Source organism: Brevibacterium sp. CCUG 69071 (genome assembly GCF_021023135.1).
Classification (GTDB): Bacteria; Actinomycetota; Actinomycetes; order Actinomycetales; family Brevibacteriaceae; genus Brevibacterium.
This window is the reverse complement of sequence record NZ_PGFV01000002.1, coordinates 252,208-273,889: the sequence shown is the minus strand read 5'-3', so window position 1 is coordinate 273,889 and position 21,682 is coordinate 252,208. Positions and strand designations below refer to the sequence as shown.

The following is a 21,682-nucleotide window of genomic DNA, read 5'->3' as shown; positions in this document are numbered from 1 at the left end:
GGCGAGGGACCTCGGACCACGCCGATGAACGACTACCTCGGCGACTATTCGCAGCCGACTCCGTCCCCATCGCGGTCGAGGTGGGAGGCATACCCGGGATCACCGCGGCGAACCGGAGCGGCGCCGGCTTCACGGGCAGCAGTGCAGTTCTCGTAGTAGACCGAGCCGGAGCCCGCGGAGCTCGACTTCCTGCCCGATCCCGAAGAGGACGAGCCCGACCCTGACGACGACGAGCCCGATGATGAGCTCGCCTTCTTCTTCGCCGGAGTGTCCTTCGCGGTTCTCACATTGTCACCGTCTCCGGGTGCGGGCCAGGCGACGTACTTCGCGAATGCGTCTTCGCCCTCACAATTTGCGAGCACCCGCTCCATCGCCGCCTTCTCCGCCTTGACCACCCACAGGTCGTACTTGTGTTTGACCGCGATCTGGCGGGAGACGTATTCGCAGCGGTAGCTCTTGTTCGGTGGCAGCCAGGTCGCGGCATCCCCGTCGCCCTTCTGCCGATTGAGGCTCGAGCTCACGGCCAGCAGATTGAGCGGGTCGTTGCCGAACTCCTTGAGCGTGTCCTCTTCGAACTTCGCGCCACCCGTCTGCCAGGCATTGGAGCGGGCGACGATGTGGTCGATGTCGATGTTGTTCGGGTTCCGGTCAAAGGCGTAGGTCTCGCCTTTGTAGCTGTCTTTGAGCGTGCCTTTGATGACGACACAGCCGTTCGTGCCCGATTTCAAAGTGATGTCACGGAGGTCCCGGCGGAGCACATCGTTGCGGGTGTCGCAGCCGTTGTGGTCGGCGTCCGAGCGCCACTTGAACAGATCCGCGTCGTAGCCGGTCTTCGGTGCGCGGCCTTTGACCTCGAGTTCGTCGAGCATCGCCATGGCCGTGCCCGCCGTCGATCCGCCGGCTCGTCCCTGCTCGGAGTCCTCGGGCTTCTCCTCGTCCTCCTCGGAGTTCGCGGCGGGGCTCGCATCCGCCGTGGTCTCCTTCGCCGGAGTCGGATCGGCGGCGGTCCACGAGACGTCCCGGTCGGACGCCGCGACCTCCCCGCCTTCGGCGCAGCCGGCCAGGAGGACGAGGCCGAGGACGGCGATCAGGGCGAGGAGCATACCCCGGTGCAGGCGTTTCGTGGCATGGTTGAGGAAGGCGGAGAGGTCCATCGGAATCCAGTCGTGCAAAAGGTGAGAACGTGGTCGTGGACCGTGACCGGCATTGCTGCCGCGTCGCGATCCACTACGGAGATCATATGGCCGAAGTGAGCCGGCGGCGGCAGATGCCGGCGTATAGTGACGAATTCGTTATGAGCAGCGAGGCGGTGACAGACGATAGTCAGACACGATGAGGAGCGGCCGGTCACCACCGGCCTCATCACCGAGGTACCGGTCCCCGAGCATTGGGCCCGGGTGCTGGCGACGCTGCGAGACAACCGCTTCACCCGGCTGAGCTGGGATGACGTGCGCACGCAGGCGGCCGGCATCATCATCGTCTCCCCCACCGCCGAGGTGGCCCGCAGCTGCTTCGCCACCGTCCTTGAGCGCGGAGCTGAGAACGGGTTCGCCGAGGTGGTCCGCCCCGCCGAGCTCGTGCCCGGACACGTCCCCGCGGGGACGTGGATCTTCCTCCTCCACCGGCAGGACGGGTGGACCGAACTCGAAACCACCTCGGCGCGGGTGCGGGCAGGATTGGTCAAGGAAAACACCGCGCGAGACCGCGGAGACGGCCTCACGCTCATCGAATACGGGGTCAACCTATAAATCTGGACCGAACCGCCGAGCACCGGCGGCGACCCCGTCTGCCACGCCGGCGAGTTGATCAGCTGGGAGGCCGCTTGGGCACTGGATGGGCCCGAGTCGCCCGCGGCTGCGCCGCTGTCGACGGCAGATATGACACCTGCCGCCTGTCCGCCGATCTACTTCGGCCTTCCCGACCTGCTGCGTCGGCGCCGCCGGGACGGCTGAGCCCGGCGCTGCCGACTGAGCCCGGCGCTGACGACTGAGCCCGGCGCTGCCAGCTGGGCACGGTACTGCCGGAACGAACTCAGGCCACGGCGACGACGACTCCGGCGGTGATGAGCAGGATGAAGTAGCCCCAGGCGTGGAGGATCTCGGGGATCTTCGGCACTCGTCGGCGCAGCAGCACGATGAGCGGGATCGCCCCGATGAGCAGGGCGGCCGCCGAGTAGAGGTCGAGCGATCCGACGACCCCCGGGGCGTCGATGGAGGCGTGGGCGGTGATCGTCACGAGCACCGCGGGACTCATGATCACCAAGGTCAGCGGGTTGGCCAGGGTGGTGGCCACGGTCATCGTGGCTCCCGATCGACGCATCATCGGCACGGTCATCACACTGCCGCCGACACCGAGGAATGAGGCCAGGCCGCCGATCGGCACACCCCAGACCGGGGAGATGCCGCGACCGCCTTCTCCCGTTTCCGCGCGGACTCGGGTGCCCTGCCAGAAGAATCCGGGGCGCAGGAGCAGGTCGACCGCGGTGATCGCGATGTAGACGACGAATCCCCACTGCAGCAGCTCCTCGGGGGCGAATCGTCCGCCGAACGACCCGAGCGCCCCGCCCAGAGCCAGCAGAATGAGCAGCCACCAGCGGCCCTTGAGATGGGCGAGCGTCTCCCGTTTCGTCGACACGGTGGCGACGATCGCATTGACGAGCATGACCAGCGCCGAGGTGGCCGCCGCCACCCGTGCCGTGTCACTGCCGAGGTCCGCATCGACGATCGTGATGATCGGCACGGCGACGAATCCGCCGCCGAAGCCGAAGAGCACCGTCGTCAGACCGACGAGGCAGCCGACGAGAACGAGTCCGAGGAATTCCACTCGTTCATCTCAACGCACAGCCGCGCGGTGAGCAAGCTCCCTGGCGATTACGCGTGTGTGGCTGCCGCAGCGTTCACGGCTGATCATTGCGAGTTCTCTTCCCGGGGATGGGCCGTGCGGCGGAGGATGTCGAGGAAGGCCAGAGCCGCGGGGCTCGGGTTGAAGGCGCTCCACGCGAGGTACTCGATCCTGCTCGGCCCGTCGGCGATTGGCACGACGGAGAGTCCGCCGGCCTCGGGGACGACGGCCGGAGCCAACAGGGCGACGGCCAGATTCTGAGCGACGAGATCGAGCATCACCTCGGCGGACATGACGTCGAAGGCGACGGTGCGACTCAGCCCTGCGGCGGAGAAGGCGCGTTCGGACTGCGACCGGCCGGGGCTGTCGATCGGGAAGTCGACGAAGGTCTCCTCGGCCAGTTCGGACAGCGTCAGTCGGCGGCGACGAGCGAATCGGTGCTCGGGCGACATGACTGCGGCGAGTCGTTCGTGGGCGAGCACTTCGCTGGCCACCCCTGTCGGCGGCGTATCCTCCGCGAGCCCGAGCACGGCGACATCCATCGCGGAATGCCTAATCGCGGAGACGAAGTCGAGGCTGCCGCCGCTCGTCAGCCCAATCTCCACATTCGGATGAGCGCGGTGGAAGTCGCCGAGAGCCGCCGTGAGATCGACGGTCGTCACCGTGGGGATCGCACCGATGAGCAGACGGCCGCGCAGATCCCCGGTCGTCGCCACCGCCTCGGCGACGGCTCGATCCGCGGCGTCGAGGGTGGCGCGGGCTGCGGGCAGGAAGGCGGTGCCCGCCTCGGTGAGTTCGACACGTCGGCTGGTGCGGGCGAAGAGCTGGACTCCGAGCTCGTGTTCGAGGGATTTGATCTGGTGGCTGAGCGCGGACTGCACGACGTGGGACTTCGCGGCCGCACGCGTGAAGTTCCGCTCTTCTGCCACGGCGAGGACGTACCTCAGCTGCTGCAGCTCCATCTCATGTGCTCCTCATCTGCTCCGATTCGCGCGGGATCTCGGTGTACGAGCCTCATCTATCGTGGCACACGATTGGTGCCATGAAAACCATGTGTTGGACTCATTGACCGAACGCCTCAATGCTGGAGTCATGACAATCACGACGACGTCCACCGCCCACCCGAGCTCCGCGGTCCCCGGCACCGGTCCGCGCGCCTTCGCCACCGTGGCCACGGCACTGGCCCCGGCGGCATGGGGCACGACCTACCTGGTGACCACCGCATTCCTGCCCGCCGATCACTCCCTGTTCGCGGCCCTCATGCGCGCCCTGCCTGCCGGCCTGATCGGTCTCCTCATCGCCCGTCGGCTCCCGCGCGGGCAGTGGTGGTGGAAGGCCGCAGTTCTGGGCACGCTCAACATCGGCCTGTTCTTCCCGCTGCTCTTCATCGCCGCCGCCCGACTGCCCGGCGGGGTCGCCGCCACCCTGGGCGCGACCCAGCCGATCCTCATCACTATCCTCGCAGTCCTCGTCCTCGGCGAACGCCTGTCCCGATGGCGTCTGGCCTGGGGCATCGTCGGCATCATCGGCGTCGGCATGGTGGTCCTCGGACCGGCCGCCGGATTCGACATGATCGGGATCCTCGCCGGCATCGGCGGGGCGGCCGCGATGGGCACCGGAGTGATCCTGACCAAGCGCTGGGGCAGGCCGCCCGGGGTCAGCGCCGTGGGCGTCGCCGGCTGGCAGCTGTCCGCCGGCGGCTTCGTCCTGCTCATCCCGACTCTCGTGTTCGAGGGGATTCCCGAGTCCATCGACACGGCAGGAGTCCTCGGGTATCTGTGGTTGGGCATCGTCGGCGGTCTACTCGCCTACACGCTGTGGTTCCGCGGTCTGGGCCGATTGCCGGTGACCGCCACTGCGCTGCTCGGGCTGCTGTCTCCGCTGGTTGCGGCCGGGCTCGGAGTCGCCTTCGCCGGCGAGAGCCTCAACCTCATCCAGATCGCGGGCTTCACACTCGCCCTGGCCGCATTGTTCTGCGGGCAGCTGAACCCGCACAGCCTGGTCGGCCCACGTGCACGCACGCCGAAAGGAACCACATCATGAGGATCACGGTCATCGGCGCCACCGGCATGGTCGGCTCCCACGTCGTCGCCGAGGCGGCCGACCGCGGGCATGAGATCACAGCCGTCTCACGCAACGCTCAGACCGACCGGTCCGCCGAGCCTGCGGCGGCGTATCTCATCCCTGCCATCTATGTCGTCTCGCTGTTCCTCGGCGAGGGATGTATCCCCCTATGACCACATCGCCAGAACGCGGGTCGAACTCCGCCCAGAGCACTGAAATCCTGCCCTCTTGACCTGCCGCAGTAGGCTGAAGACATGGAGCACAGATACCTCGGAAACAGCGGCCTGAAGATCTCGGAGATCACCTACGGAAACTGGCTCACCCACGGGTCCCAGGTGGAGAACGACATTGCGAAGAAATGCGTGCATGCCGCCCTCGACGCCGGCATCTCGACCTTCGACACCGCCGATGTCTACGCGAACACCGTTGCCGAACAGGTCCTCGGCGATGCACTCAAGGGCCAGCGGCGGGAGTCGCTGGAGATCTTCACGAAGGTCTACTTCCCGACCGGCCCCAAAGGCCACAACGACACCGGACTGTCCCGCAAGCACATCATGGAGTCGATCAACGGCTCCCTGTCTCGCCTGGGCACCGACTACGTCGACCTCTACCAGGCCCACCGCTACGACTACGAGACCCCGCTCGAAGAGACCATGCAGGCCTTTGCGGATCTTGTCCGTGCCGGCAAGGTCCTCTACATCGGCGTGAGCGAATGGAACGCCGACCAGCTGCGGGCCGCCCACCATCTCGCCCGCGACCTCGGCATCCAGCTGGTGTCGAACCAGCCGCAGTACAACATGCTCTGGAGGGTCATCGAGTCCCAGGTCGTGCCGACCTCGCGGGAGCTCGGGATCTCGCAGGTCGTGTGGTCACCGATCGCTCAGGGCGTGCTCACCGGCAAGTACAAGCTGGGCCAGCCGCTCCCCGAGGGGTCTCGGGCCACCGATGAGAAGGGCGGAGGAGCCGAGTCGATCAAGAACCGGTACCTCAATGACGAAACCCTGACCGCCGTCGCGAAGCTCGAGCCGATCGGGGCCGATCTCGGACTGACGATGGCACAGTTGGCGATCGCCTGGGTGCTCGCCAACGACAACGTCGCCACCGCCCTCGTCGGCGCGTCCCGTCCCGAGCAGGTGGAGTCGAATGTCGCCGCCTCCGGGGTCAAGCTCGACGCCGAGGTGCTCGCCCGCATCGATGACGCCCTCGGTGATCGGCCGGTGACCGACCCGTCGAAGACGAAGTCCCCAGAGACACGGATCGTGTGAATGCGTTCGGGTGACGGCGACCCCGCCAACCGTGCTTGTGCGTATTTCAGACGAGCACGGTGGTGGGGTTCCTCGTCGTACGGGCGCACGATGAGGAACGTGCACGCCGCGGTCAGCAGACCCGCGGGCAAGCAGTGCCCGAGCACGGCGAGGACGTGCTCGGCGCGGAACAACACGCTTCTACAGATCGCCGCCTCGATGGGCACCGCTGTGCTCGTCACGATCATGGTCTCGGCGACCAGGGATCCCGAGGTCTATGGCGTCGATGGCCCCGTCCACGGCGCCAATATCGCCTTCCTCGTTGCAAGCATCATCGGCATCGGCGGGATCGTCGGCTCGTTCTCCGTCAAGAACTCACACGGGCTGGAAGTCGAGACCTGAGGGAGCAAACACGTCTCCTATGTCACTGTCGCAGGAGCTGAGGCCCTCTCCACCGACTTCGGCACTAGAATGAGCCAAAGCAGCAAACTCCTTGTCCCCCTGGCAAGAGAGTATGTTGGCCAGATGATCTTCAGCTCCCAGGATTCCAGGTAAACACATGTCGAAACCCTCGCAGCCCCACATCAGGGCTGTCGAACGAGCCGTCACAATTCTGCAGACCCTGGAGCGAGCACAGCGATCTCTGCGCCTCAAAGAGATCGGAGAAGCGGTCGAGCTGCACAGTGCAACGGTGTCGCGGGTCCTGTCGACTCTGCAGGCATCGAACTACGTCGTCGAAGAGGATCAACGCTACCGCCTCGGTCCGGCCGTGCTTCGGCTCACGCACGGGTACCTGGTCAATGACCCACTCAGCCAGTTCGCCCGTCCTGTCATGCAGAGTCTGACCAGACAGACCGGACTGACGTCGACCCTGCACCTGCTCAGCGGACTGGAGCGACTGCTCTCAGTTCGAGTCGATGGCTTCGAACCGATGCAGTATCAGCAGCCGATCGGACGCTGGTTGCCTCTCTTCATCGGGTCCGGCAAAACGATCGCCGCTTTCATGCCAACGCAACAGCAGGAGGAAGTCGCAACACTCGGCGACGGTCATGAGACCACCTCGCATCATGTGCTGACAGCCGCAGAGATCCTCGAGGACTTCGAAGTGATCCGACGCGATCGCCACCTTGTCTCCATCGGTGAACGCGATATCAGCATCGCGTCCATCTCAGTACCACTCTTCACAGATGAGACTGTCGCTGGATCCCTGTCATTGACGGGGCCCAGCGACAGTACGACGCAGGAACAACTCGAAATGGTTCTCCCTTCTCTGACTTCAGCGGGGCACGAGATCAGCCGAATGAAGAGCTACAGCTGACGCCTGTCAACACCCGCACGACGCAGGATCGTCTCCGCCCGAGTCACGAACGGCCGATCGACGAACTGTCCGTCGGACAACATCACCGCTCCACTCCCGTGTGCTGAGATTCTCTCGGCCGCCTCGACGACGCTTTGTGCCCAGTCGACCTCTTCACTATCGGGACGAAATGCATCTCGCACGGTCTCCAACTGCATGGGATGCAGGACGGTCCGGCCGAAGAAGCCCATCGCACGCAGTCTGATCGAATCCGCTCGCAGACCCTCGAGATCCTTGATTCGCGGATAGACGGAGCCGGTGGGAGCCTCTTTGCCTGCGGCGGCCAATGCCATGACCAAGCGGATACGGATCTGGTCGAGAACCGCTTCACCTTCAAGATTGAGCGCCGCTCGCAGGTCGTTGTCGCCCAAGGACACACTCGACGATCCATCTGCCCAGCAGAGTTCCTCGAGCGCCGCCAGCCCCACGGCTGATTCCAGAAGGATCTGGATCGTCTTTCCCGCGCTGACGACGGATTCGATTCGACGAAGATCGGCCAACGATTCGACCTTGGGGACGCGAATCCCTTCAACAGCGGGCAGCTTAGCGATCGCGGTCAGATCATCGATTCCCCAGGGCGAGTCCACAGCGTTCACACGCACGAAGATCCGTGAAGTTGCTGTGCTGCTGTCCGGCGAGTCACTCGCGGGAAACTCGCTCACCGACGACAGGAACTCGACTAGCTCGGCTCTGGCGCTGGTCTTCCGATCGATGTGGACTGCATCTTCGAGGTCGAAGATGACCGCATCGGCCCCACGGTGCAGAGCCTTATCCAACTTGCCGCCGCTCGATGCCGGAGTGTAGAGCCAGGTGCAGATCTCGCTCATGAGACCACCCCTCGCGAGCGCAGATCAGCAATCGTCTCTTCGTCCACGCCGAGTCCGGACAGCACCTCATCCGTGTCCTTCCCATGGCCTCGACCCGTCCATTGGACACGACCGGGCGTGTGCGACATGCGGAACGGAACATTGAGCATCTTCATCGAGCCGAGATCCTGGTCGTCGATATCGATGACGGATCCCAACGCCGTGTACTGTTCGTCCTCGATGATGTCCTCAGCGTTGTAGACGAGCGAAGCAGCGGCGTGCGCCTCCCGGAATGCTACTAATGCGTCTTGTGACGATTTCGTTCTCACCCAGGTGGCGACGGCATCGTCGAGCTCATCGGAGTGTTCGACCCGGCCCTTGGCCGACTTGAACCATTCCTGCTCGACGTATTCGCCGTGCCCGACAAGCTCGATGACCCGTTCGGCAATCGACTGTGAGGAGGTCGATACCGCCAGCCAACGTCCGTCGGCAGTCTCGTAGAGATTGCGCGGAGCATTGTTCTCGGACCGATTACCTAACCGTTTGGGTACCAGACCCAGCTGATCGAAGACGCTCACCTGTGGGCCCAATGCCGCGAGCATGGGCTCGATGAGTGACATATCGATGTGCTGCCCCTGACCGTCAGAGAGGCGCGAATGCACCGCCGTCATCGCGGCAAAAGCGCCCATGATTCCGGCAATGGAATCGGCCAGCGCCAAAGGCGGCAGGGTGGGCGGGCCATCGGGTTGGCCCGTCATCGACGCGAACCCGCTCATCGCCTCGGCGAGGGTGCCGAATCCGGGCTCACTGGACTTGGGACCGAACTGCCCGAACCCGGTGACGCTGACGACGATCAGGCCCGGGTTGATCTCCGAGAGAGCCTCGAACCCCAGCCCCCATTTAGCCATGACACCGGGGCGAAAGTTCTCCACGATGATGTCGACGTCCGCAACGAGGCTGCGAATGAGGTCCGCACCGGCCGCTTCTTTGAGATTGACTGCGAGGGTCTTCTTATTGCGGCCCAGGGTCTTCCACCACAGTCCGATTCCGTCCTTCTGAAAACCGTGCCCTCGCGCCGCATCCGGCTGCCTCGGGTTCTCGACCTTGATGACCTCGGCCCCGTAGTCGCCCAGCAGCGTCGCACACATCGGACCGGCGAACAGAGTCGACATGTCGAGTACCTTGAGGCCGCCCAGTGCATCCCTTGATGAATCGGCACCCGCTGATGCGCTTGTGGGTTCTCGCGTCAAGTCTGTCACTCCTCCTCGTCAGCGGATACTGCTGACTTGTCCGTATAGGTATAGATGAAAGCGATGATTCCGCTGACCGAGGCCAGTACCACCGCAGGGACGTTGAGCGTGTTCGACGCCCAGGTCACCAGGGTCGGATTCGTCATGATCAGACCGATGATCTGAGCGAACACGAGAACGAACCCGGTGATGAGAAACAAGCTGAATACGATGACGAACAGCGACCGGATGAGTCGCGAGCTCGAAATTGTCGGCTGAGTCATAAGAGTTCTCCTATCCCTGCATCGGCACTGGGAGAACCCCGATGCCCACCAGCACTGCGATGAGCATTACCGGCAACAGGTAGTAGATGATCAGTGGGATGAATGTCGCTTCGGGTTTTGCCTTGACGATGCCGGAAGCGATGAAGATTGGTGCTGAGGCAGGCGGTGAGGATCCCTCCGTCGACGCCGCAACCAGGACCACAGTGATCGCGAGGACCGGATCAATGCCCACAGCAATCATCGACAACATCGACACCTGGCCGATGGCGGACACAGTGGCCGTCGACGACAGCGGTCCGGCGATGAGCGCCACCAGAACAACGACGATGGCGACGAGAACCCATTTCGGCAGGTCCAGACCATTGAGAGTGCTCTCGATGTCTTGCGCCAAGCCGAGTTCGGTGAGCGTCGAACTGGCAGCGATGGCGAAGAAGAGCAGTACACCGATGGGGGCCAATCGAGGGATCGAACCGGCGATCAGCTCGTAGAGTCCTCGCCCCGTCTTGGGGATCTCCTTCCAACCGATGAGCACTGCGAAGAGAATGATGAGAATAGGGATCCACGTGATGATCGAGATATCGCCCATAGCGTCACCGACCTCTGTCGCATTCTCCAAGAAGGACGCCAGCGGCCCGATGGTGACAGCGATCGGAATCAGCGCACCGAGGTAGATCAGGATCGGTACCCGACCCTGCTTCCAGGCTTGACCCATCGCAAGCACATCGATGCCATTACCAGCCTTGATGTTGTCTCGCCACACGAAGTAGGTAATCAGCAGAAGACGGTAGAAGACCTGGTAGAGACCGCTGACCAGCAGGGCAAGATAGACCGATCCTGTCGATGCCAGTCCCCCGGCGAAGCCGAGCATGATGACCATGGACGTGCTCGGAGGCAGAGCAGCACCCATCGCCGAGTTGCCCGCGACGACCGTCGCAGCCCGGGACGGCTTCCACCCCTCCTTGACCATCCACGGCCCGGTGATAGCGCCGGTTGAGGCGGCATTGCCCGAATTCGATCCGGACAGAGCTCCCATCACGCTGGATGCGAGGGTGTCGACATAGGCCGGTCCACCACGGACCTTGCCGAACACCGAGTTCAGCAGGTCGAGGATCCTCTGCATGATTCCGAGTTGGTCGATCAGATACGTCATGAAGACGAATCCGAGTGCCGCATAGACGACTTCGTTCTCCGTAGTCGAGGCAATGCCGCCCCACGCAACTGTGAGCGCTTGTGGGCCGGCGAACAGACAGGTGGCGATGAAGCCGATGATCATGGCTTCGCTCATAGAGCGCTTGAAGGCAACGTTCCACACGATCAGAATCGCTATGAACACCAGCAGCGCAATCAAGGCAATGGGCATATGTCTCCTTCGTCAAGCCCGACATTTTGCATCTGGTGCAATTTACATTCGCACTATGCGATTGCAATGCACTGCATGTACAGTACGTGGCAACGGTCACAAGCGCAAGAACGAGTGCCGCACAGTAAATTCCCGACAACTTTCGCATCACTTCAGTGGAGGAACAATGCGCGTTTCCATTCTGGGTCTCGGAGAAGCAGGCCGAGTATTCTCATCAGCGTTCGCAACAGCCGGCTGGAGGGTCACAGCCTTTGATCCGGCGGACACACCGACCCCGGAAAGTGTCGCCCGATTCGACACTGTCGGCCCGGCAGTCGCTGATGCCGACCTCGTCCTCAGCCTCACAACTGCACGCTTCGCGGTCGGCGCCGCCGCGGATGCAGGTCCGCACCTGAAGGACGAGGCGGTCTTCATTGACCTCAATGCGGCATCGCCTGGGCGTAAGCGCGAGGTCGCCGCGGCCCTGGGTAACGAGACTCAGCTGGTCGACGGTGCCGTCCTCGGCTCTGTGATGAAGTTCGGCCCGAACGTCACGGTGCTCCTCGCCGGCCCGCGGGCACAGTCGGGCGCATCCCTGCTGTCTCAGATCGGCGCAGAGACGGTTGTGATCAGTGAGGAGATCGGCTCAGCTTCGCAGCGGAAGCTGGTCCGCAGCGTCTTCGTCAAAAGCCTCGCCGCATTGATCGCAGAGTCAATGGATGCCGCACGGGCCTTCGACGGTGAGCAGTGGATGAAGGAACAGATCGCGGAATGGCTCAACGACGGTGATTCCACCATCAAACGCCTCGACCACACGACACGTCTACATGCCGGCAGGCGCAGCCATGAACTCGAGGACAGCCTCGGCGTGCTTGCCGAGCTTGGTGTCACCTCCACCGTCACCGAAGGCGCCTTGGCTACTCACCTGAGGTACGCGCGGTCGAAGGCAGACGATCTTGCGGTTGCCCTGGCCGAGGTTCCGACTCCCGCATTGGGCGATGCCAATGAACGTCGCGGACTCATGCACTCCGCGATCAAACCGGTCTGGGCATCTCCGCGGATCGCCGGACGCGCGTTCACAATTGAAACGAGAGCCGGCGACAACAAGGCGATCCATGACGCGATCGCCGACATCCGTCCGGGCGATGTCGTCGTCATTGACGGTCGTGCAGAGACGGAGCGTGCTCTGATCGGTGAGCTGATCGCCGAGCGCCTTCGTGACGCCGGTGCTGTCGGAGTCATACTCGACGCCGCAGTCCGCGATGCCAGCGGAATTGCCGAACTCGACTTTCCGACATTCGCTAGGGCAGTGACACCGGCGGGGCCCTATCGCCATGGCCCCGGACGCCATCAGGTCCCGATCTCCATCGGAGAAGTGGTGTGCCACCCCGGAGATTACATCGTCGCCGATAAGGATGGGGTCATGGTTCTACCAGCTCTGCAGGCCGAGCCGATCCTCAGAGGAGGTCTGGCCAAACTAGATGCAGAGGCCAAGCAGAGCGCGGAACATCGACGCTCTGTTCCCACGGCAATCGCCGACTGAAAACCAGGTGCACACGATCTCAATAGAGGCGTCACATACTCATACGGGTCCGACGCAGAATGCAGTTCGAAGATTCGCAGCGCATGCCCAACTATGTCCGAGCCACCTGCACCGCGGTCTCCGACACAGGCGGCTGGGCGGCTCGGCCCGAATGACGGAGCCAACGTCGCCTTCCTCATCGCCGTGATCGTCGGCGTGACCGGTGTCGTCGGTTCGTTCTTCATCAAGAACTCCCACGGCCTCGAGCCGCAGTCGGCACAGGACTGAGGTGCGCGGCGACCGCCCGAGCGCCAGCGATCGCATCGTCGACCTCGACTGCGCCGCCGAGGACGAGGGTCGCGTAGCCGTGGACCATCGACCAGGCCGCGATCCTCGACTCCTCGCTCGCAACGCCGCCGAACGCCGCATCGACGCCTTCGGCGAGAGCCTGCTTCGCCCGCTGCTGAGCTGACCGCAACTGCGGATCATCGTCGTGGAGCAGATGCGGTTGGAACATCACCGAGAAGTACGCGGGATACTCGAGCGCAAACCGCACATAGGCCACGCCCATCTCGACGAGCGAGGCGCGCTGCCCATCGTCGTCCAGAGCATCGGACAGCAGAGCGAAGCCCTCCGCAGCCAGGGCGGTGAGCAGACCGGTTTTGTCTCCGAAGTGATGGGTCGGGGCCGCATTGGACACTCCTGCTCGCTTCGCCAGGGCCCGCAGGCTCAGCTTTGCAACGCCGCATTCGTTGATCGCCGAGGCGGTCTCGGACAGCAGCGCTCGACGCAGGTCTCCATGATGATAGGTCACACAGTGACCCTACTCCGCATAACTTTTCAATGACAAGATACCTCTCCGATACATATCTTGTCATCGTAAAGATATTACGCGTGCAATGAGGAGCAGCCGCATGGCACCCTTGATATTCCTTCTGGGGACGACACTTCTCGTCCACGCGACGAGCCGGTTCCTCATCCTGAGCCGGCGCCCCTGGCCCGTGTCCCTCCGGGCAGGTGTGGCGGTGATGTTGTCAGCCACCGGCATCGCCCACTGCGTCGGCATGCGTGCCGAACTCATCGAGATGGCTCCGCCCGGACTGCCCACACCCGGATTCCTCGTGACCCTGACGGGATTCCTCGAGCTCGCGGGAGCGGCGGCCATGTTCCGGGTGCCGACTCGCCCATGGGCGGCGGGCGGACTCACGCTGATGTTGGTGGCGATGTTCCCAGCAAATGTGCATCTGGCACTGACCGGCACCGACCTCCCGTGGTACGACACCCTCGGCCCACGGACCCTGCTGCAGGCATTGTTCTTCGCGGCAACCTCGGCGGTGTTCGTGTCGAGCCTGCGCAAGCGGTCTACCTATAGAAGCCCTCGCGCAGGTCGATCCCATATTCGATCCAGGCCTTGAGCGCTGCGAGCATTCCCGTCCACCCCATGCAGTTGCCGAAGGCCCCTTCGGCTCCGCCGACGGTCGGCTGCCAGGACTTCTCGGTGATCGTCACCAGGGTGCGTGCGCCCTCGTCCACCGGTGAGAACTCGAAGGTCGTCATCGTGTTCGGCCCGATGGAGTGTTCCGATCCCTCCCAACTGATGACGATCTTCTCGTCGGGCACGGTCTCGATGACCTCAACCGGGAAGCGACCGGGGAAGTCCGCGAAATCCCAGCTCACCTCGGTGCCGGTCTCCAATCGCCCGCGGGCACCGCCGGTGGTGAAGTACTTCGAGAGCTGATCCGGGTCGGCCACCGCCTCAAAGGTCTCATGGGGCGTCTTCGAGATGTAGCCCGTGACCGTGAATGAGAGTTCCTCGAGCTGCGTGTCCTTGGCATTCCGCTCAGTATTCATGTGATATTTTTACCACATGTCGGAGAGAAAGGGAATGCTCGGCGATCCCCGAGAGGATGTGCAGCTCGATCATCGCGGCGCAGCCGACGCCGACCGGCGGGACGATGCGGTATTCAAAGCCCTGGCCAATCCCACCCGCCGGCGCATCCTCGACCTCCTCAGACGCGAACCGACGACGACCGGCGAGGTCTGCGACTCCTTTCCCGAGCTCGATCGGACCACGGTCCTCCAGCACATCCGTGTGCTCGAGCGAGCCGAACTGCTGACCGGCAGAAAGGTCGGCAAGACGCGTCGCCTGGCCTTGGCTCCGCTGCCGATCAAACGCATCCACGACCGGTGGATCGGCGAGTACACCCGTGCGGCGGTGAGCTTGCTGGCCGATCTCGAGGACCCCAGCGCCTGAGCGGCGGTCAATCGCTCCGGATCGTCTTCGCCATCCACGACAGCACCCCGGCAAGGAGCAGGATCAGAGCGCAGACGAGGAAGGTCGCGGAGTCCCCGAGGTAGGTGAAGCCGAGCCCGCCGAGGACCCCGGCGATGGCCAGGCCGATGTCGAAATTCATGTTCCAGGCAACGCTGGCCTTGGCCGGAGTGCTCACCGACTCGAAGGCCATCACCAGGCTCGCCGACTGCAGCGTGCCCAGGCCGAGTCCGATGATGACCATCGCCGCGATGAGGCTCCATCCGTAGAAGACGACGGTGCAGACCAGGCCGATGACGGCCAGTGCGACGCCGAGGATGTTGAGGGCGAAGGGACTGAACGAGTCGGAGATGCCGCCGGCGACGAAGCGCCCGATCACGGCCGAGACCTGCATGGTGCCGATGAAGAGCGCGGCACCGGCGATGTCCTCCCCGGGTCCGAAGCCGACGATGAGTCCGAAGACGATCATGCCGACGAGGAACGGGGAGAGCATGATGAGCAGTCCCAGTGCTTCGCCTGCCTTGGCTCCGGCTCCTCTCAGCGATCTGCGCTCATTGCGACCGCCGCGCACCGAGAATCCGGGGACTGAGTCTCCTGCGGCAGATACGGCGTCGTCTTCTGGGCCCGACTCGGCATCGGCGGACTCTCGCGAGCCACGGCCCCTGCCACCGCGGTCCCGGCCGGGCACGAACCTGATCACCGTCGGGACCGCGAGCAACAGGCAGGCGCACACGATCACGCGGAACGACCAGATCGGAACGGTCCCGACCAGCCACAGACCCAGCGGCGCACCGAAGGCGGCGGCCAGGGAGGTGATGCCGCCGAAGAAGCCCAAGGCCCTGCCGGTCCGACCGGGCGACGTCGTCGCCGGCACCGCCGCGTTGGCCAGGACGACGAAGAGACCGAAGCCCACTCCCCCACACAGTCCGGCCAGGACCAAGCCCAAGAGCGCCGGTGCCACGAAGAGTCCGAGCAGCTGCCCTGCCAGCTGCAGACCGATCGCGAGGAACAGTGCTCCCTTGTATCCCAGGGCTCTGCCGATGATGGGGGCGAAGGGTTGGACGATGATGACTCCGAGCATCATCGTCGTCAGCACCGCACCGCCGGTCACCGTCGTCAGCCCGCTGATCGAGGCGATGGAAACCATCGTCGAATAGCTGAAGAAGAACGCGGAGAAGCCGAACATGGCGGTCCACACCAGCCCCAGCAGCGCCGGGGTGAACGTCCGCGATTCCGACCATTCCGAGCTCATACTGTGACCCTACGTCATCGCCATGCTCGGGCTGACGGCACGATCACCTCGGCGGCGGCGCGCGTCGAGGAATTCACCTCGCGGTCAACTGCAGGAATTAGACTCAGCGCATGACTTCGACTGATTCCCAGGCAAAGACCCCCAGCGGCAACATCGATACGGCGTTCGTGCTCAAGTTCGAACCTCAGTACATCGTCTCCGAGGCGGAGGCCGAGATCTTCGATGAGATCGGGCCCAAGGTCGTCAAGCGCGAGTCCTACAAGCGGAAGACGTTCCTCAGGGTCGCCGAGTGGAAGGCCGTCGGCGCCCTCCCCACGATCGAGGAGATCGATTCCGATGACATCGAATACGTCACGGCCGTGGCGCTCGATGAGGACACCCCGAACCATCTGCGTCTGCCTTTCCTGCAGATTCTGCCCGGAGTCGGCGGACCGCTCGCAAGCACCCTGCTGACGGTGTTCAACCCGCGCAAGTTCTCCATCCTGGACTCCCGGTCCGTCGGCGTGCTCCACGAGTTCGATCTCATCGAATCGGACAATCCCGCACAGGTCGACTACCAGGTCTACCGGAAGCTGATGAAGTCACTGGCCAAGGGCGCGAACTGCGCGCCGATCGACCTCTACCGGGCTCTCATCGCCTACTCCCGCCAGCCGAAGGGCTGAGACGAGAGCGCCGGACCGAGCAACTGTCTCACTGCTCGCCGAGCGATCGGCTCACTGCTCGCCGAGGTCGCTGCGGAGTTCGCGCCCACGCTCGATCGAGCTGGCCTCCCGCTCGTGTGCCTTGCGGATCTGCCGGGTGTCGCGCGGGGACAGCTGGATCGTCTCCTCGGCGGGAATGCCCGCCTGCAGCTGCCGACCGCGCTCGATCTCCGCATCGAGTTCGGCACCGAAGAGCAGCGACACGTTCGCCATCCACAGCCAAGCGAATCCGACGATCACGCCGCCGATCGCACCGTAGGTGGCGTTGTAGCTGCTGAAGTTATTGATGTAGAGGATGAAGCCGAGCGATATGATGACCAGCACGGCGAGTGCGACCATCGCGCCGAGGCTCAGCCATCGGAACTTCGGCCGCTTCACGTTCGGGGTCGCGTAGTAGAGCAGCGCAATGAGCAGCATGACGAAGACGATGATGACCGGCCACTTCGCCGCGTTCCAGATGAGGACGGCCACCTCGCCGAGACCGAAGAAGCGACCGATCGATTCGGCGACGGGTCCCGAGATCACGAGCAGCAGCCCCAGCGCCGCGGTGAGAACGAGGATGGCGGCGGTGATGAGCAGCTCGATCGGCTTGAGCTTCCACAGCGGCCTGCCCTCCTCGACCTCGTAGACCTTGTTCATGGCACGACCGAAGGCTCCGACGTACTTCGACGCCGACCAGACGGCGACGATCACGCTGATGACGAGGGTGAGTCCGGCGGCGGGAGTCGAGGTCAGTTCCGTGATGATCGGGCGGATCGCCTCGGCGGCCTCGCGCGACATCTCCTGAGTCAGGCCGAGCACGGTCTCCAACGTGGATTCGGCCTCGCCGAGGACACCGAGCAGGGAGACCAGCGCCAGGACCGACGGTGCCGCGGAGAGCAGGGCGTAGAAGGTCAGGCCAGCGGCGAGATCGAGGCACTGATCGGTCACCAGTCGACGCGCGGTGTTGCTGAGGATATGCTTGCGCACCGGCCATGCGATCTTCGTGGGCGTGCTCGGTTTGCGCTGTTCGTCCCCGTGAGCCGCCTGTGCCGGAGCCGTCGAATCCTCAGTCAGCGGGGTCGCCGCGACCCGCGGACGACTGTCGAACTTCTCGCTCATGACGACTCTCCATCGTGCTCGGGGCTCTCGCCTCAGCGTGTACAAGGCACAATCGTAGAGCACACCGAGCCCTCGATGAGGAAAGGCTGCTTGATGAGTGTGTCCGGTTCCGCCCGGCCACCGAGGCGAGCCTGGCTCTCAGCGCGGCAGCAGTCCGTTCTCCCTAAGCGCGGGTATCACCTCGTGCCTGGTCAGAGGGGCGAACTGGCGTTCGGCCGTGTCCGACGGAAGCGGATCGAACGGCACCCAGAGCGCCTCGGCGATCTCCGCGAGATGCTCGACCGCCTCGACATTGAGTTCAGGAGGAACGCCATCGTAGCTGAATACGTCGCCGGTGACCGTGTGCTCGGCTTCGTTAGCGGCCGCGGCCGTGAATGTGCCCAGAGGGAAGAGCCGCTCCGGGAACAGCTGCAGCCCCAGTTCCTCGTCGATCTCCCTGATGATCGTCTCCTCGGGGCTCTCCCCGTACTCGGGTTTGCCGCCGGGAAGCATGAAGGAGCTCGTTCCTCTCTTGCGCACCATCAGCAGCTCCGCCCGGTCCGGGTGGAACAGGACCAGCGCGGAGACCCGAATGTCCTTCACTCCGGTCACTTCCTTCCCTTCGCCCGCGTCCTTCACTCCGACCACACTCCCGAGGTGCCCCGACGATGGGAGTCGATGAGATGGGTGTCGACCATGCCGATGGCCTCCATCAGCGCATACATCGTCGTCGGTCCGACGAATCGGAAGCCCTTCTTCTTCAGTGCCTTCGACAGCGCCACGGATTCCTCTCCGGTGGTCGGGATCTCAGCGACCGTGCGGGGGCGCGGGGTGTCCTCGGGTCGGAAGCCCCAGATGAAATCGGCGATCCCGCCCTCCTCACGCATGGACAGAACTGCCCTGGCATTGCCGATGCAGGCCTCGATCTTCCCGCGATGACGGATGATTCCGGGATCGCTGAGCAGCGTCTCGATCTCGGTATCACCGAAGCCGGCGACCGTCTCGGCGTCGAATTTTGCGAAGACCTCACGGAAGCGTTCGCGCTTCTTCAGGATCGTCAGCCACGACAGTCCCGCCTGGAAGCCTTCGAGGCTCAGCCGTTCGAACAGTCCCGATTCATCGCGGACGGGCAGGCCCCACTCGGTGTCGTAGTAGTCCAGCAGCAGCGGATCGCCGTAGGCCCAGGGGGTGCGGGCGAGGCCGTCTTCGCCGATGACCACGCCTCCGGCTGGCCCGTTCTTGCCTCCGGCCGGGTTGCCCGCGCTCCCGGCTGGCCAGCCAGTGTCGCCGGAACCGGGTGTCTCGCCCGAATCGCCGCTGTCGGTCCGCGCCTGTGTCTCATCCATAGCGCTACCGTATCGCGCCGCACTGACCCGGGCCGAGGCCGCGGTCACGACACCGCGCCCGGAGGCCGATGACAGAGGCTTCGTCATCGCCGCCGGGCGCGGGGTGGGTTCGGTGCGACTCAGTCGTCGCCGTTTGAGATGTTCTCCTGCATCTGGAGGAACTCGACATGCCGTTCGTATTTGTCGAGCACGTCGTCGATGAGCTGACCCTTCGAGTAGCCCATGATGTCGTAGCCCTGACCGGCACCGCCGTCGAGGTAGACCTCCATCCGGTAGTAGTCCTCGGTTCCCCGCGGCACCCGTCCGCCGAACGACGGCACGCTGACCTTGTGCGGCCAGATCTGGTAGCGGAAGGGGAACTGACCTTCGCCGTCGACCTCGAGCTGGATAAGGTCCCAGTCCTCGCTTTCGTCGACGAAATGGCCTTCGACGTTGATCCGCCCGCAGCGGGCATCAACACCCCGGCCCTTCATCTCATCGGCGATCTCGGTCAGGGTCGGGATCAGCACGGTCGACTCGAAGTCTCGTGCCCTGTTCCCGCTCGGGAAGGCGAGGACCCGTGCCAGCTGTTGCTGCCACTTCTCGTGGTCGCGTCCAGATCTGCGGGCCAGCGAGGCCGGCAGACTCTGGTCGACACTGTTGGCCCGATGGGCCTCGACCCGCAAGGCCTTGTAGAGCCCGATCATGACGAGGATGACGACGAACGCGAAGGGCAGGCCCATGATGACGGTGGCGTTCTGCAGCGCTCCGACGCCGCCGACGATGAGCATCGCGATGGTCAGGGCTCCGGTGGCCACGGCCCAGAAGATCCGCAGTCCCGGCCGTCCGTCATCCTGCGGGGTCGGCAGACGGGAGGAGAGGTTGGCCATGACGAGGGCCGCGGAGTCCGCGGTCGTGACGTAGAAGAGCAGCGCGGTCACAGTGGCAAGAGCGGCGATGACCATGAAGCCGGGATAGTTCGACAGCAACTCGTAGAAGCCGCCCTCCGGGTTGAGCATGGTGCGTTCGCCGAATTCCTTGTCACCGCTGCGGATGAGGTCGAGCGCCGAATTCCCGTAGATCGAGATCCACATGATGATGTAGATGAACGGGATGGTCAGAGTACCGAGGACGAACTGGCGGATGGTCCGGCCCCGGGAGATGCGGGCGAGGAACAGTCCGACGAAGGAGGCGAAGGCGATCCACCAGGCCCAGAAGAACAGCGTCCAGTCAGTCATCCATGTGCCGGTGTCCTCGAAGGCGAAGGTCTGTCCGACCATGTCCGGGAACAGGCGGACCACGTCGACGACATTGAGCACGAAGGCGTTGAGGAGGAACTGAGTGTTGCCGGCCACGAGCACCCACAGGCTGAGCAGGACGGCGAGGAGCACATTCAGCAGAGACAGGAACTTGATGCCCTTGTCCACGCCCGAGACCGCGGACAGGGTGGCCACGGCCACGCCGATGACGACGATGCCGACCTGTGCACCGGTGGTCAGCGGCAGGCCGAAGACGGTGTTGAGACCGGTGTTGACCATGACCACGCCGATGCCCAGGGACGTGGCGACGCCGAAGACCGTGCCGAGCAGGGCAGCGAAGTCGACGGTGTCACCGAGACCGCCCTTGACTCGCTGGCCGAAGATCGGGGCGAGCGCCGAACGGATCGCCAGAGGCATATTCATCCGATAGGCGAAGTATGCCAGAGCCATGCCCATGAGCGCGTAAAGGCCCCAGCCGCTGAGCCCGTAATGGAACAGCGTCCACACGGTGGCCTCGCGAGCGGCATCGACGGTCTCGGGTTCCGTGCTCGGTGGAGCGAGATACTGCGTCACCGGCTCCGCCACTGCGAAGAACATGAGGTCCGTGCTGATGCCCGCGGCGAAGAGCATCGACGCCCAGGCCATCAAACCGAATTCGGGCTTCGAATGCTCGGGACCGAGCTTGGTCGTCCCGTACTTCGAAGCGGCGAGATAGATGACGAAGACGAGAACGACGGCGACGAGGAGGACGTAGAACCAACCGAACCAATCGGAGGTCCAGCCGACGACGGCACCGAGGACCGCCTCGGCGTTGGTCGGGGCGATGAGTGCCCAGATCGTGATCGCCAATGTGCCAAGGGCCGCGGCGATGAAGACCGGCTTGTTGACAGGCGGCAACGCGGACTTATCCTTCTTCTTCGGCTTCTCTGCGGGTCTGTCCGCTGTGGCTGGCATCTGATCGCTCCTTCGTGGGACGAGGTGGCGTCCTGGCATCTGCGCCCGGTCGAATGGCTGCACTCGACCGAACCTGGTGAACCGTGCCGCTGCGGCACGTCGGCATTCGCATTCCCGCGCTCCCCGCTGGCGGGGATGGGGCCAACCATGGAG

At 64.2% G+C, this 21,682-nt stretch carries 25 protein-coding genes; 11 read left to right on the top strand and 14 right to left on the bottom strand.

All coding sequences use genetic code 11. The features are described from left to right. Positions 1–44 precede the first annotated feature (44 nt). Positions 45–1,154: a GmrSD restriction endonuclease domain-containing protein gene (locus CV023_RS06525; RefSeq protein ID WP_230744664.1), complete on the bottom strand. Its 1,110-nt coding sequence runs from the start codon at positions 1,152–1,154 to the stop codon at positions 45–47. A 243-nt stretch (positions 1,155–1,397) separates the two neighbouring features. On the opposite strand from CV023_RS06525, the gene CV023_RS06520 reads away from it, so the two are divergent. Next, positions 1,398–1,748 (top strand): hypothetical protein, encoded by a 351-nt coding sequence (locus CV023_RS06520; RefSeq protein WP_230744663.1) that lies wholly within the window; start codon positions 1,398–1,400, stop codon positions 1,746–1,748. A gap of 283 nt (positions 1,749–2,031) precedes the next feature. Here the strand turns inward: CV023_RS06520 and CV023_RS06515 are convergent, their stop codons facing one another. After that, complete coding sequence (locus CV023_RS06515) at positions 2,032–2,823, bottom strand: sulfite exporter TauE/SafE family protein (RefSeq protein WP_230744662.1); 792 nt, start codon at positions 2,821–2,823, stop codon at positions 2,032–2,034. Between the two features lie 83 nt (positions 2,824–2,906). Next, on the bottom strand, positions 2,907–3,803 hold the full coding sequence (locus CV023_RS06510) for a LysR family transcriptional regulator (RefSeq protein WP_230744661.1): 897 nt from the start codon (positions 3,801–3,803) through the stop codon (positions 2,907–2,909). Between the two features lie 130 nt (positions 3,804–3,933). Here CV023_RS06510 and CV023_RS06505 point away from each other — a divergent pair, with 130 nt between their 5' ends. The 5 genes from CV023_RS06505 (at position 3,934) to CV023_RS19105 (ending at position 7,467) form a co-directional block, all read left to right on the top strand. Further along, the gene (locus CV023_RS06505; protein ID WP_230744660.1) at positions 3,934–4,884 is read left to right on the top strand and encodes an EamA family transporter; all 951 of its coding nucleotides are present in this window, start codon (positions 3,934–3,936) and stop codon (positions 4,882–4,884) included. Beyond that, positions 4,881–5,078, top strand: a complete 198-nt coding sequence (locus CV023_RS18790; protein ID WP_269067191.1) for an NAD-dependent epimerase/dehydratase family protein — start codon at positions 4,881–4,883, stop codon at positions 5,076–5,078. Before CV023_RS06505 ends, CV023_RS18790 begins: the two co-directional genes overlap by 4 nt. An 81-nt stretch (positions 5,079–5,159) precedes the next feature. Then, on the top strand, positions 5,160–6,170 hold the full coding sequence (locus CV023_RS06495) for an aldo/keto reductase family protein (protein WP_230744659.1): 1,011 nt from the start codon (positions 5,160–5,162) through the stop codon (positions 6,168–6,170). Positions 6,171–6,260: 90 nt separating this feature from the next. After that, positions 6,261–6,551, top strand: coding sequence for a hypothetical protein (locus CV023_RS06490; RefSeq protein WP_230744658.1), 291 nt, complete (start codon positions 6,261–6,263; stop codon positions 6,549–6,551). 157 nt (positions 6,552–6,708) lie between these two features. After that, complete coding sequence (locus CV023_RS19105; RefSeq protein WP_442859924.1) at positions 6,709–7,467, top strand: IclR family transcriptional regulator; 759 nt, start codon at positions 6,709–6,711, stop codon at positions 7,465–7,467. On the opposite strand, the gene CV023_RS06480 is transcribed toward CV023_RS19105, so the two are convergent. Genes CV023_RS06480 through CV023_RS06465 form a run of 4 tightly spaced genes read right to left on the bottom strand, consistent with a single transcriptional unit; the run spans position 7,458 to position 11,185 of the window. Next, the gene (locus tag CV023_RS06480; protein WP_230744656.1) at positions 7,458–8,333 is read right to left on the bottom strand and encodes an HpcH/HpaI aldolase/citrate lyase family protein; all 876 of its coding nucleotides are present in this window, start codon (positions 8,331–8,333) and stop codon (positions 7,458–7,460) included. The genes CV023_RS19105 and CV023_RS06480 overlap by 10 nt on opposite strands. After that, a complete protein-coding gene (locus CV023_RS06475; RefSeq protein ID WP_284934607.1) occupies positions 8,330–9,571 on the bottom strand; it encodes a CaiB/BaiF CoA transferase family protein in 1,242 nt (413 codons plus the stop codon). The genes CV023_RS06480 and CV023_RS06475 overlap by 4 nt, the downstream gene beginning before the upstream one ends. Beyond that, positions 9,568–9,825, bottom strand: coding sequence for a hypothetical protein (locus tag CV023_RS06470; RefSeq protein WP_230744654.1), 258 nt, complete (start codon positions 9,823–9,825; stop codon positions 9,568–9,570). The genes CV023_RS06475 and CV023_RS06470 overlap by 4 nt, the downstream gene beginning before the upstream one ends. A 10-nt stretch (positions 9,826–9,835) precedes the next feature. Then, a complete protein-coding gene (locus tag CV023_RS06465; RefSeq protein ID WP_230744653.1) occupies positions 9,836–11,185 on the bottom strand; it encodes a TRAP transporter large permease subunit in 1,350 nt (449 codons plus the stop codon). Between CV023_RS06465 and CV023_RS06460 the strand changes: the two genes are divergently transcribed. Next, positions 11,151–12,707, top strand: a complete 1,557-nt coding sequence (locus CV023_RS06460; protein WP_230744652.1) for an NAD(P)-binding domain-containing protein — start codon at positions 11,151–11,153, stop codon at positions 12,705–12,707. The two genes, CV023_RS06465 and CV023_RS06460, sit on opposite strands and share 35 nt — an antisense overlap. A gap of 93 nt (positions 12,708–12,800) precedes the next feature. Next, on the top strand, positions 12,801–12,974 hold the full coding sequence (locus CV023_RS06455) for a hypothetical protein (protein WP_230744651.1): 174 nt from the start codon (positions 12,801–12,803) through the stop codon (positions 12,972–12,974). Here the strand turns inward: CV023_RS06455 and CV023_RS06450 are convergent. Continuing rightward, positions 12,931–13,500: a TetR/AcrR family transcriptional regulator gene (locus CV023_RS06450; protein ID WP_230744650.1), complete on the bottom strand. Its 570-nt coding sequence runs from the start codon at positions 13,498–13,500 to the stop codon at positions 12,931–12,933. The genes CV023_RS06455 and CV023_RS06450 overlap by 44 nt on opposite strands. Before the next feature lie 100 nt (positions 13,501–13,600). Here CV023_RS06450 and CV023_RS06445 point away from each other — a divergent pair, with 100 nt between their 5' ends. Beyond that, positions 13,601–14,101: a DoxX family protein gene (locus CV023_RS06445; RefSeq protein WP_230744649.1), complete on the top strand. Its 501-nt coding sequence runs from the start codon at positions 13,601–13,603 to the stop codon at positions 14,099–14,101. Here the strand turns inward: CV023_RS06445 and CV023_RS06440 are convergent. Continuing rightward, a complete protein-coding gene (locus CV023_RS06440) occupies positions 14,049–14,537 on the bottom strand; it encodes an SRPBCC domain-containing protein (RefSeq protein ID WP_230744648.1) in 489 nt (162 codons plus the stop codon). The two genes, CV023_RS06445 and CV023_RS06440, sit on opposite strands and share 53 nt — an antisense overlap. Before the next feature lie 16 nt (positions 14,538–14,553). Here CV023_RS06440 and CV023_RS06435 point away from each other — a divergent pair, with 16 nt between their 5' ends. Continuing rightward, the gene (locus tag CV023_RS06435; RefSeq protein WP_230744647.1) at positions 14,554–14,940 is read left to right on the top strand and encodes an ArsR/SmtB family transcription factor; all 387 of its coding nucleotides are present in this window, start codon (positions 14,554–14,556) and stop codon (positions 14,938–14,940) included. A 7-nt stretch (positions 14,941–14,947) separates the two neighbouring features. Here CV023_RS06435 and CV023_RS06430 read toward each other — a convergent pair whose 3' ends face one another. Then, positions 14,948–16,210, bottom strand: a complete 1,263-nt coding sequence (locus CV023_RS06430) for an MFS transporter (protein WP_230744646.1) — start codon at positions 16,208–16,210, stop codon at positions 14,948–14,950. A gap of 110 nt (positions 16,211–16,320) precedes the next feature. On the opposite strand from CV023_RS06430, the gene CV023_RS06425 reads away from it, so the two are divergent. Next, a complete protein-coding gene (locus tag CV023_RS06425; RefSeq protein WP_230744645.1) occupies positions 16,321–16,872 on the top strand; it encodes a hypothetical protein in 552 nt (183 codons plus the stop codon). 51 nt (positions 16,873–16,923) lie between these two features. Here CV023_RS06425 and CV023_RS06420 read toward each other — a convergent pair whose 3' ends face one another. The 4 genes from CV023_RS06420 to betT form a co-directional block, all read right to left on the bottom strand. Next, positions 16,924–18,012, bottom strand: coding sequence for a YihY/virulence factor BrkB family protein (locus CV023_RS06420; RefSeq protein WP_230744644.1), 1,089 nt, complete (start codon positions 18,010–18,012; stop codon positions 16,924–16,926). Between the two features lie 138 nt (positions 18,013–18,150). Next, positions 18,151–18,594 carry an NUDIX hydrolase gene (locus tag CV023_RS06415; RefSeq protein ID WP_230744643.1) on the bottom strand — a complete coding sequence of 148 codons (444 nt, stop codon included), beginning with the start codon at positions 18,592–18,594 and terminating at the stop codon, positions 18,151–18,153. A gap of 32 nt (positions 18,595–18,626) precedes the next feature. Beyond that, positions 18,627–19,337 carry a DNA-3-methyladenine glycosylase I gene (locus tag CV023_RS06410; protein WP_230744642.1) on the bottom strand — a complete coding sequence of 237 codons (711 nt, stop codon included), beginning with the start codon at positions 19,335–19,337 and terminating at the stop codon, positions 18,627–18,629. Between the two features lie 119 nt (positions 19,338–19,456). Continuing rightward, positions 19,457–21,529 (bottom strand): choline BCCT transporter BetT, encoded by a 2,073-nt coding sequence (gene betT / locus CV023_RS06405; protein ID WP_230744641.1) that lies wholly within the window; start codon positions 21,527–21,529, stop codon positions 19,457–19,459. Between the last annotated feature and the right edge of the window lie 153 nt (positions 21,530–21,682).

Coding starts and splice junctions, on each gene's coding strand:
- CV023_RS06525 (WP_230744664.1), bottom strand. CDS start 1,154: ATGGACCTCTCCGCCTTCCTCAACCATGCCACGAAACGCCTGCACCGG.
- CV023_RS06510 (WP_230744661.1), bottom strand. CDS start 3,803: ATGGAGCTGCAGCAGCTGAGGTACGTCCTCGCCGTGGCAGAAGAGCGG.
- CV023_RS06505 (WP_230744660.1), top strand. CDS start 3,934: ATGACAATCACGACGACGTCCACCGCCCACCCGAGCTCCGCGGTCCCC.
- CV023_RS18790 (WP_269067191.1), top strand. CDS start 4,881: ATGAGGATCACGGTCATCGGCGCCACCGGCATGGTCGGCTCCCACGTC.
- CV023_RS06495 (WP_230744659.1), top strand. CDS start 5,160: ATGGAGCACAGATACCTCGGAAACAGCGGCCTGAAGATCTCGGAGATC.
- CV023_RS06490 (WP_230744658.1), top strand. CDS start 6,261: ATGAGGAACGTGCACGCCGCGGTCAGCAGACCCGCGGGCAAGCAGTGC.
- CV023_RS19105 (WP_442859924.1), top strand. CDS start 6,709: ATGTCGAAACCCTCGCAGCCCCACATCAGGGCTGTCGAACGAGCCGTC.
- CV023_RS06480 (WP_230744656.1), bottom strand. CDS start 8,333: ATGAGCGAGATCTGCACCTGGCTCTACACTCCGGCATCGAGCGGCGGC.
- CV023_RS06470 (WP_230744654.1), bottom strand. CDS start 9,825: ATGACTCAGCCGACAATTTCGAGCTCGCGACTCATCCGGTCGCTGTTC.
- CV023_RS06460 (WP_230744652.1), top strand. CDS start 11,151: ATGAACACCAGCAGCGCAATCAAGGCAATGGGCATATGTCTCCTTCGT.
- CV023_RS06465 (WP_230744653.1), bottom strand. CDS start 11,185: ATGCCCATTGCCTTGATTGCGCTGCTGGTGTTCATAGCGATTCTGATC.
- CV023_RS06455 (WP_230744651.1), top strand. CDS start 12,801: ATGTCCGAGCCACCTGCACCGCGGTCTCCGACACAGGCGGCTGGGCGG.
- CV023_RS06445 (WP_230744649.1), top strand. CDS start 13,601: ATGGCACCCTTGATATTCCTTCTGGGGACGACACTTCTCGTCCACGCG.
- CV023_RS06440 (WP_230744648.1), bottom strand. CDS start 14,537: ATGAATACTGAGCGGAATGCCAAGGACACGCAGCTCGAGGAACTCTCA.
- CV023_RS06435 (WP_230744647.1), top strand. CDS start 14,554: ATGTCGGAGAGAAAGGGAATGCTCGGCGATCCCCGAGAGGATGTGCAG.
- CV023_RS06430 (WP_230744646.1), bottom strand. CDS start 16,210: ATGAGCTCGGAATGGTCGGAATCGCGGACGTTCACCCCGGCGCTGCTG.
- CV023_RS06425 (WP_230744645.1), top strand. CDS start 16,321: ATGACTTCGACTGATTCCCAGGCAAAGACCCCCAGCGGCAACATCGAT.
- CV023_RS06420 (WP_230744644.1), bottom strand. CDS start 18,012: ATGAGCGAGAAGTTCGACAGTCGTCCGCGGGTCGCGGCGACCCCGCTG.
- CV023_RS06410 (WP_230744642.1), bottom strand. CDS start 19,337: ATGGATGAGACACAGGCGCGGACCGACAGCGGCGATTCGGGCGAGACA.
- betT (WP_230744641.1), bottom strand. CDS start 21,529: ATGCCAGCCACAGCGGACAGACCCGCAGAGAAGCCGAAGAAGAAGGAT.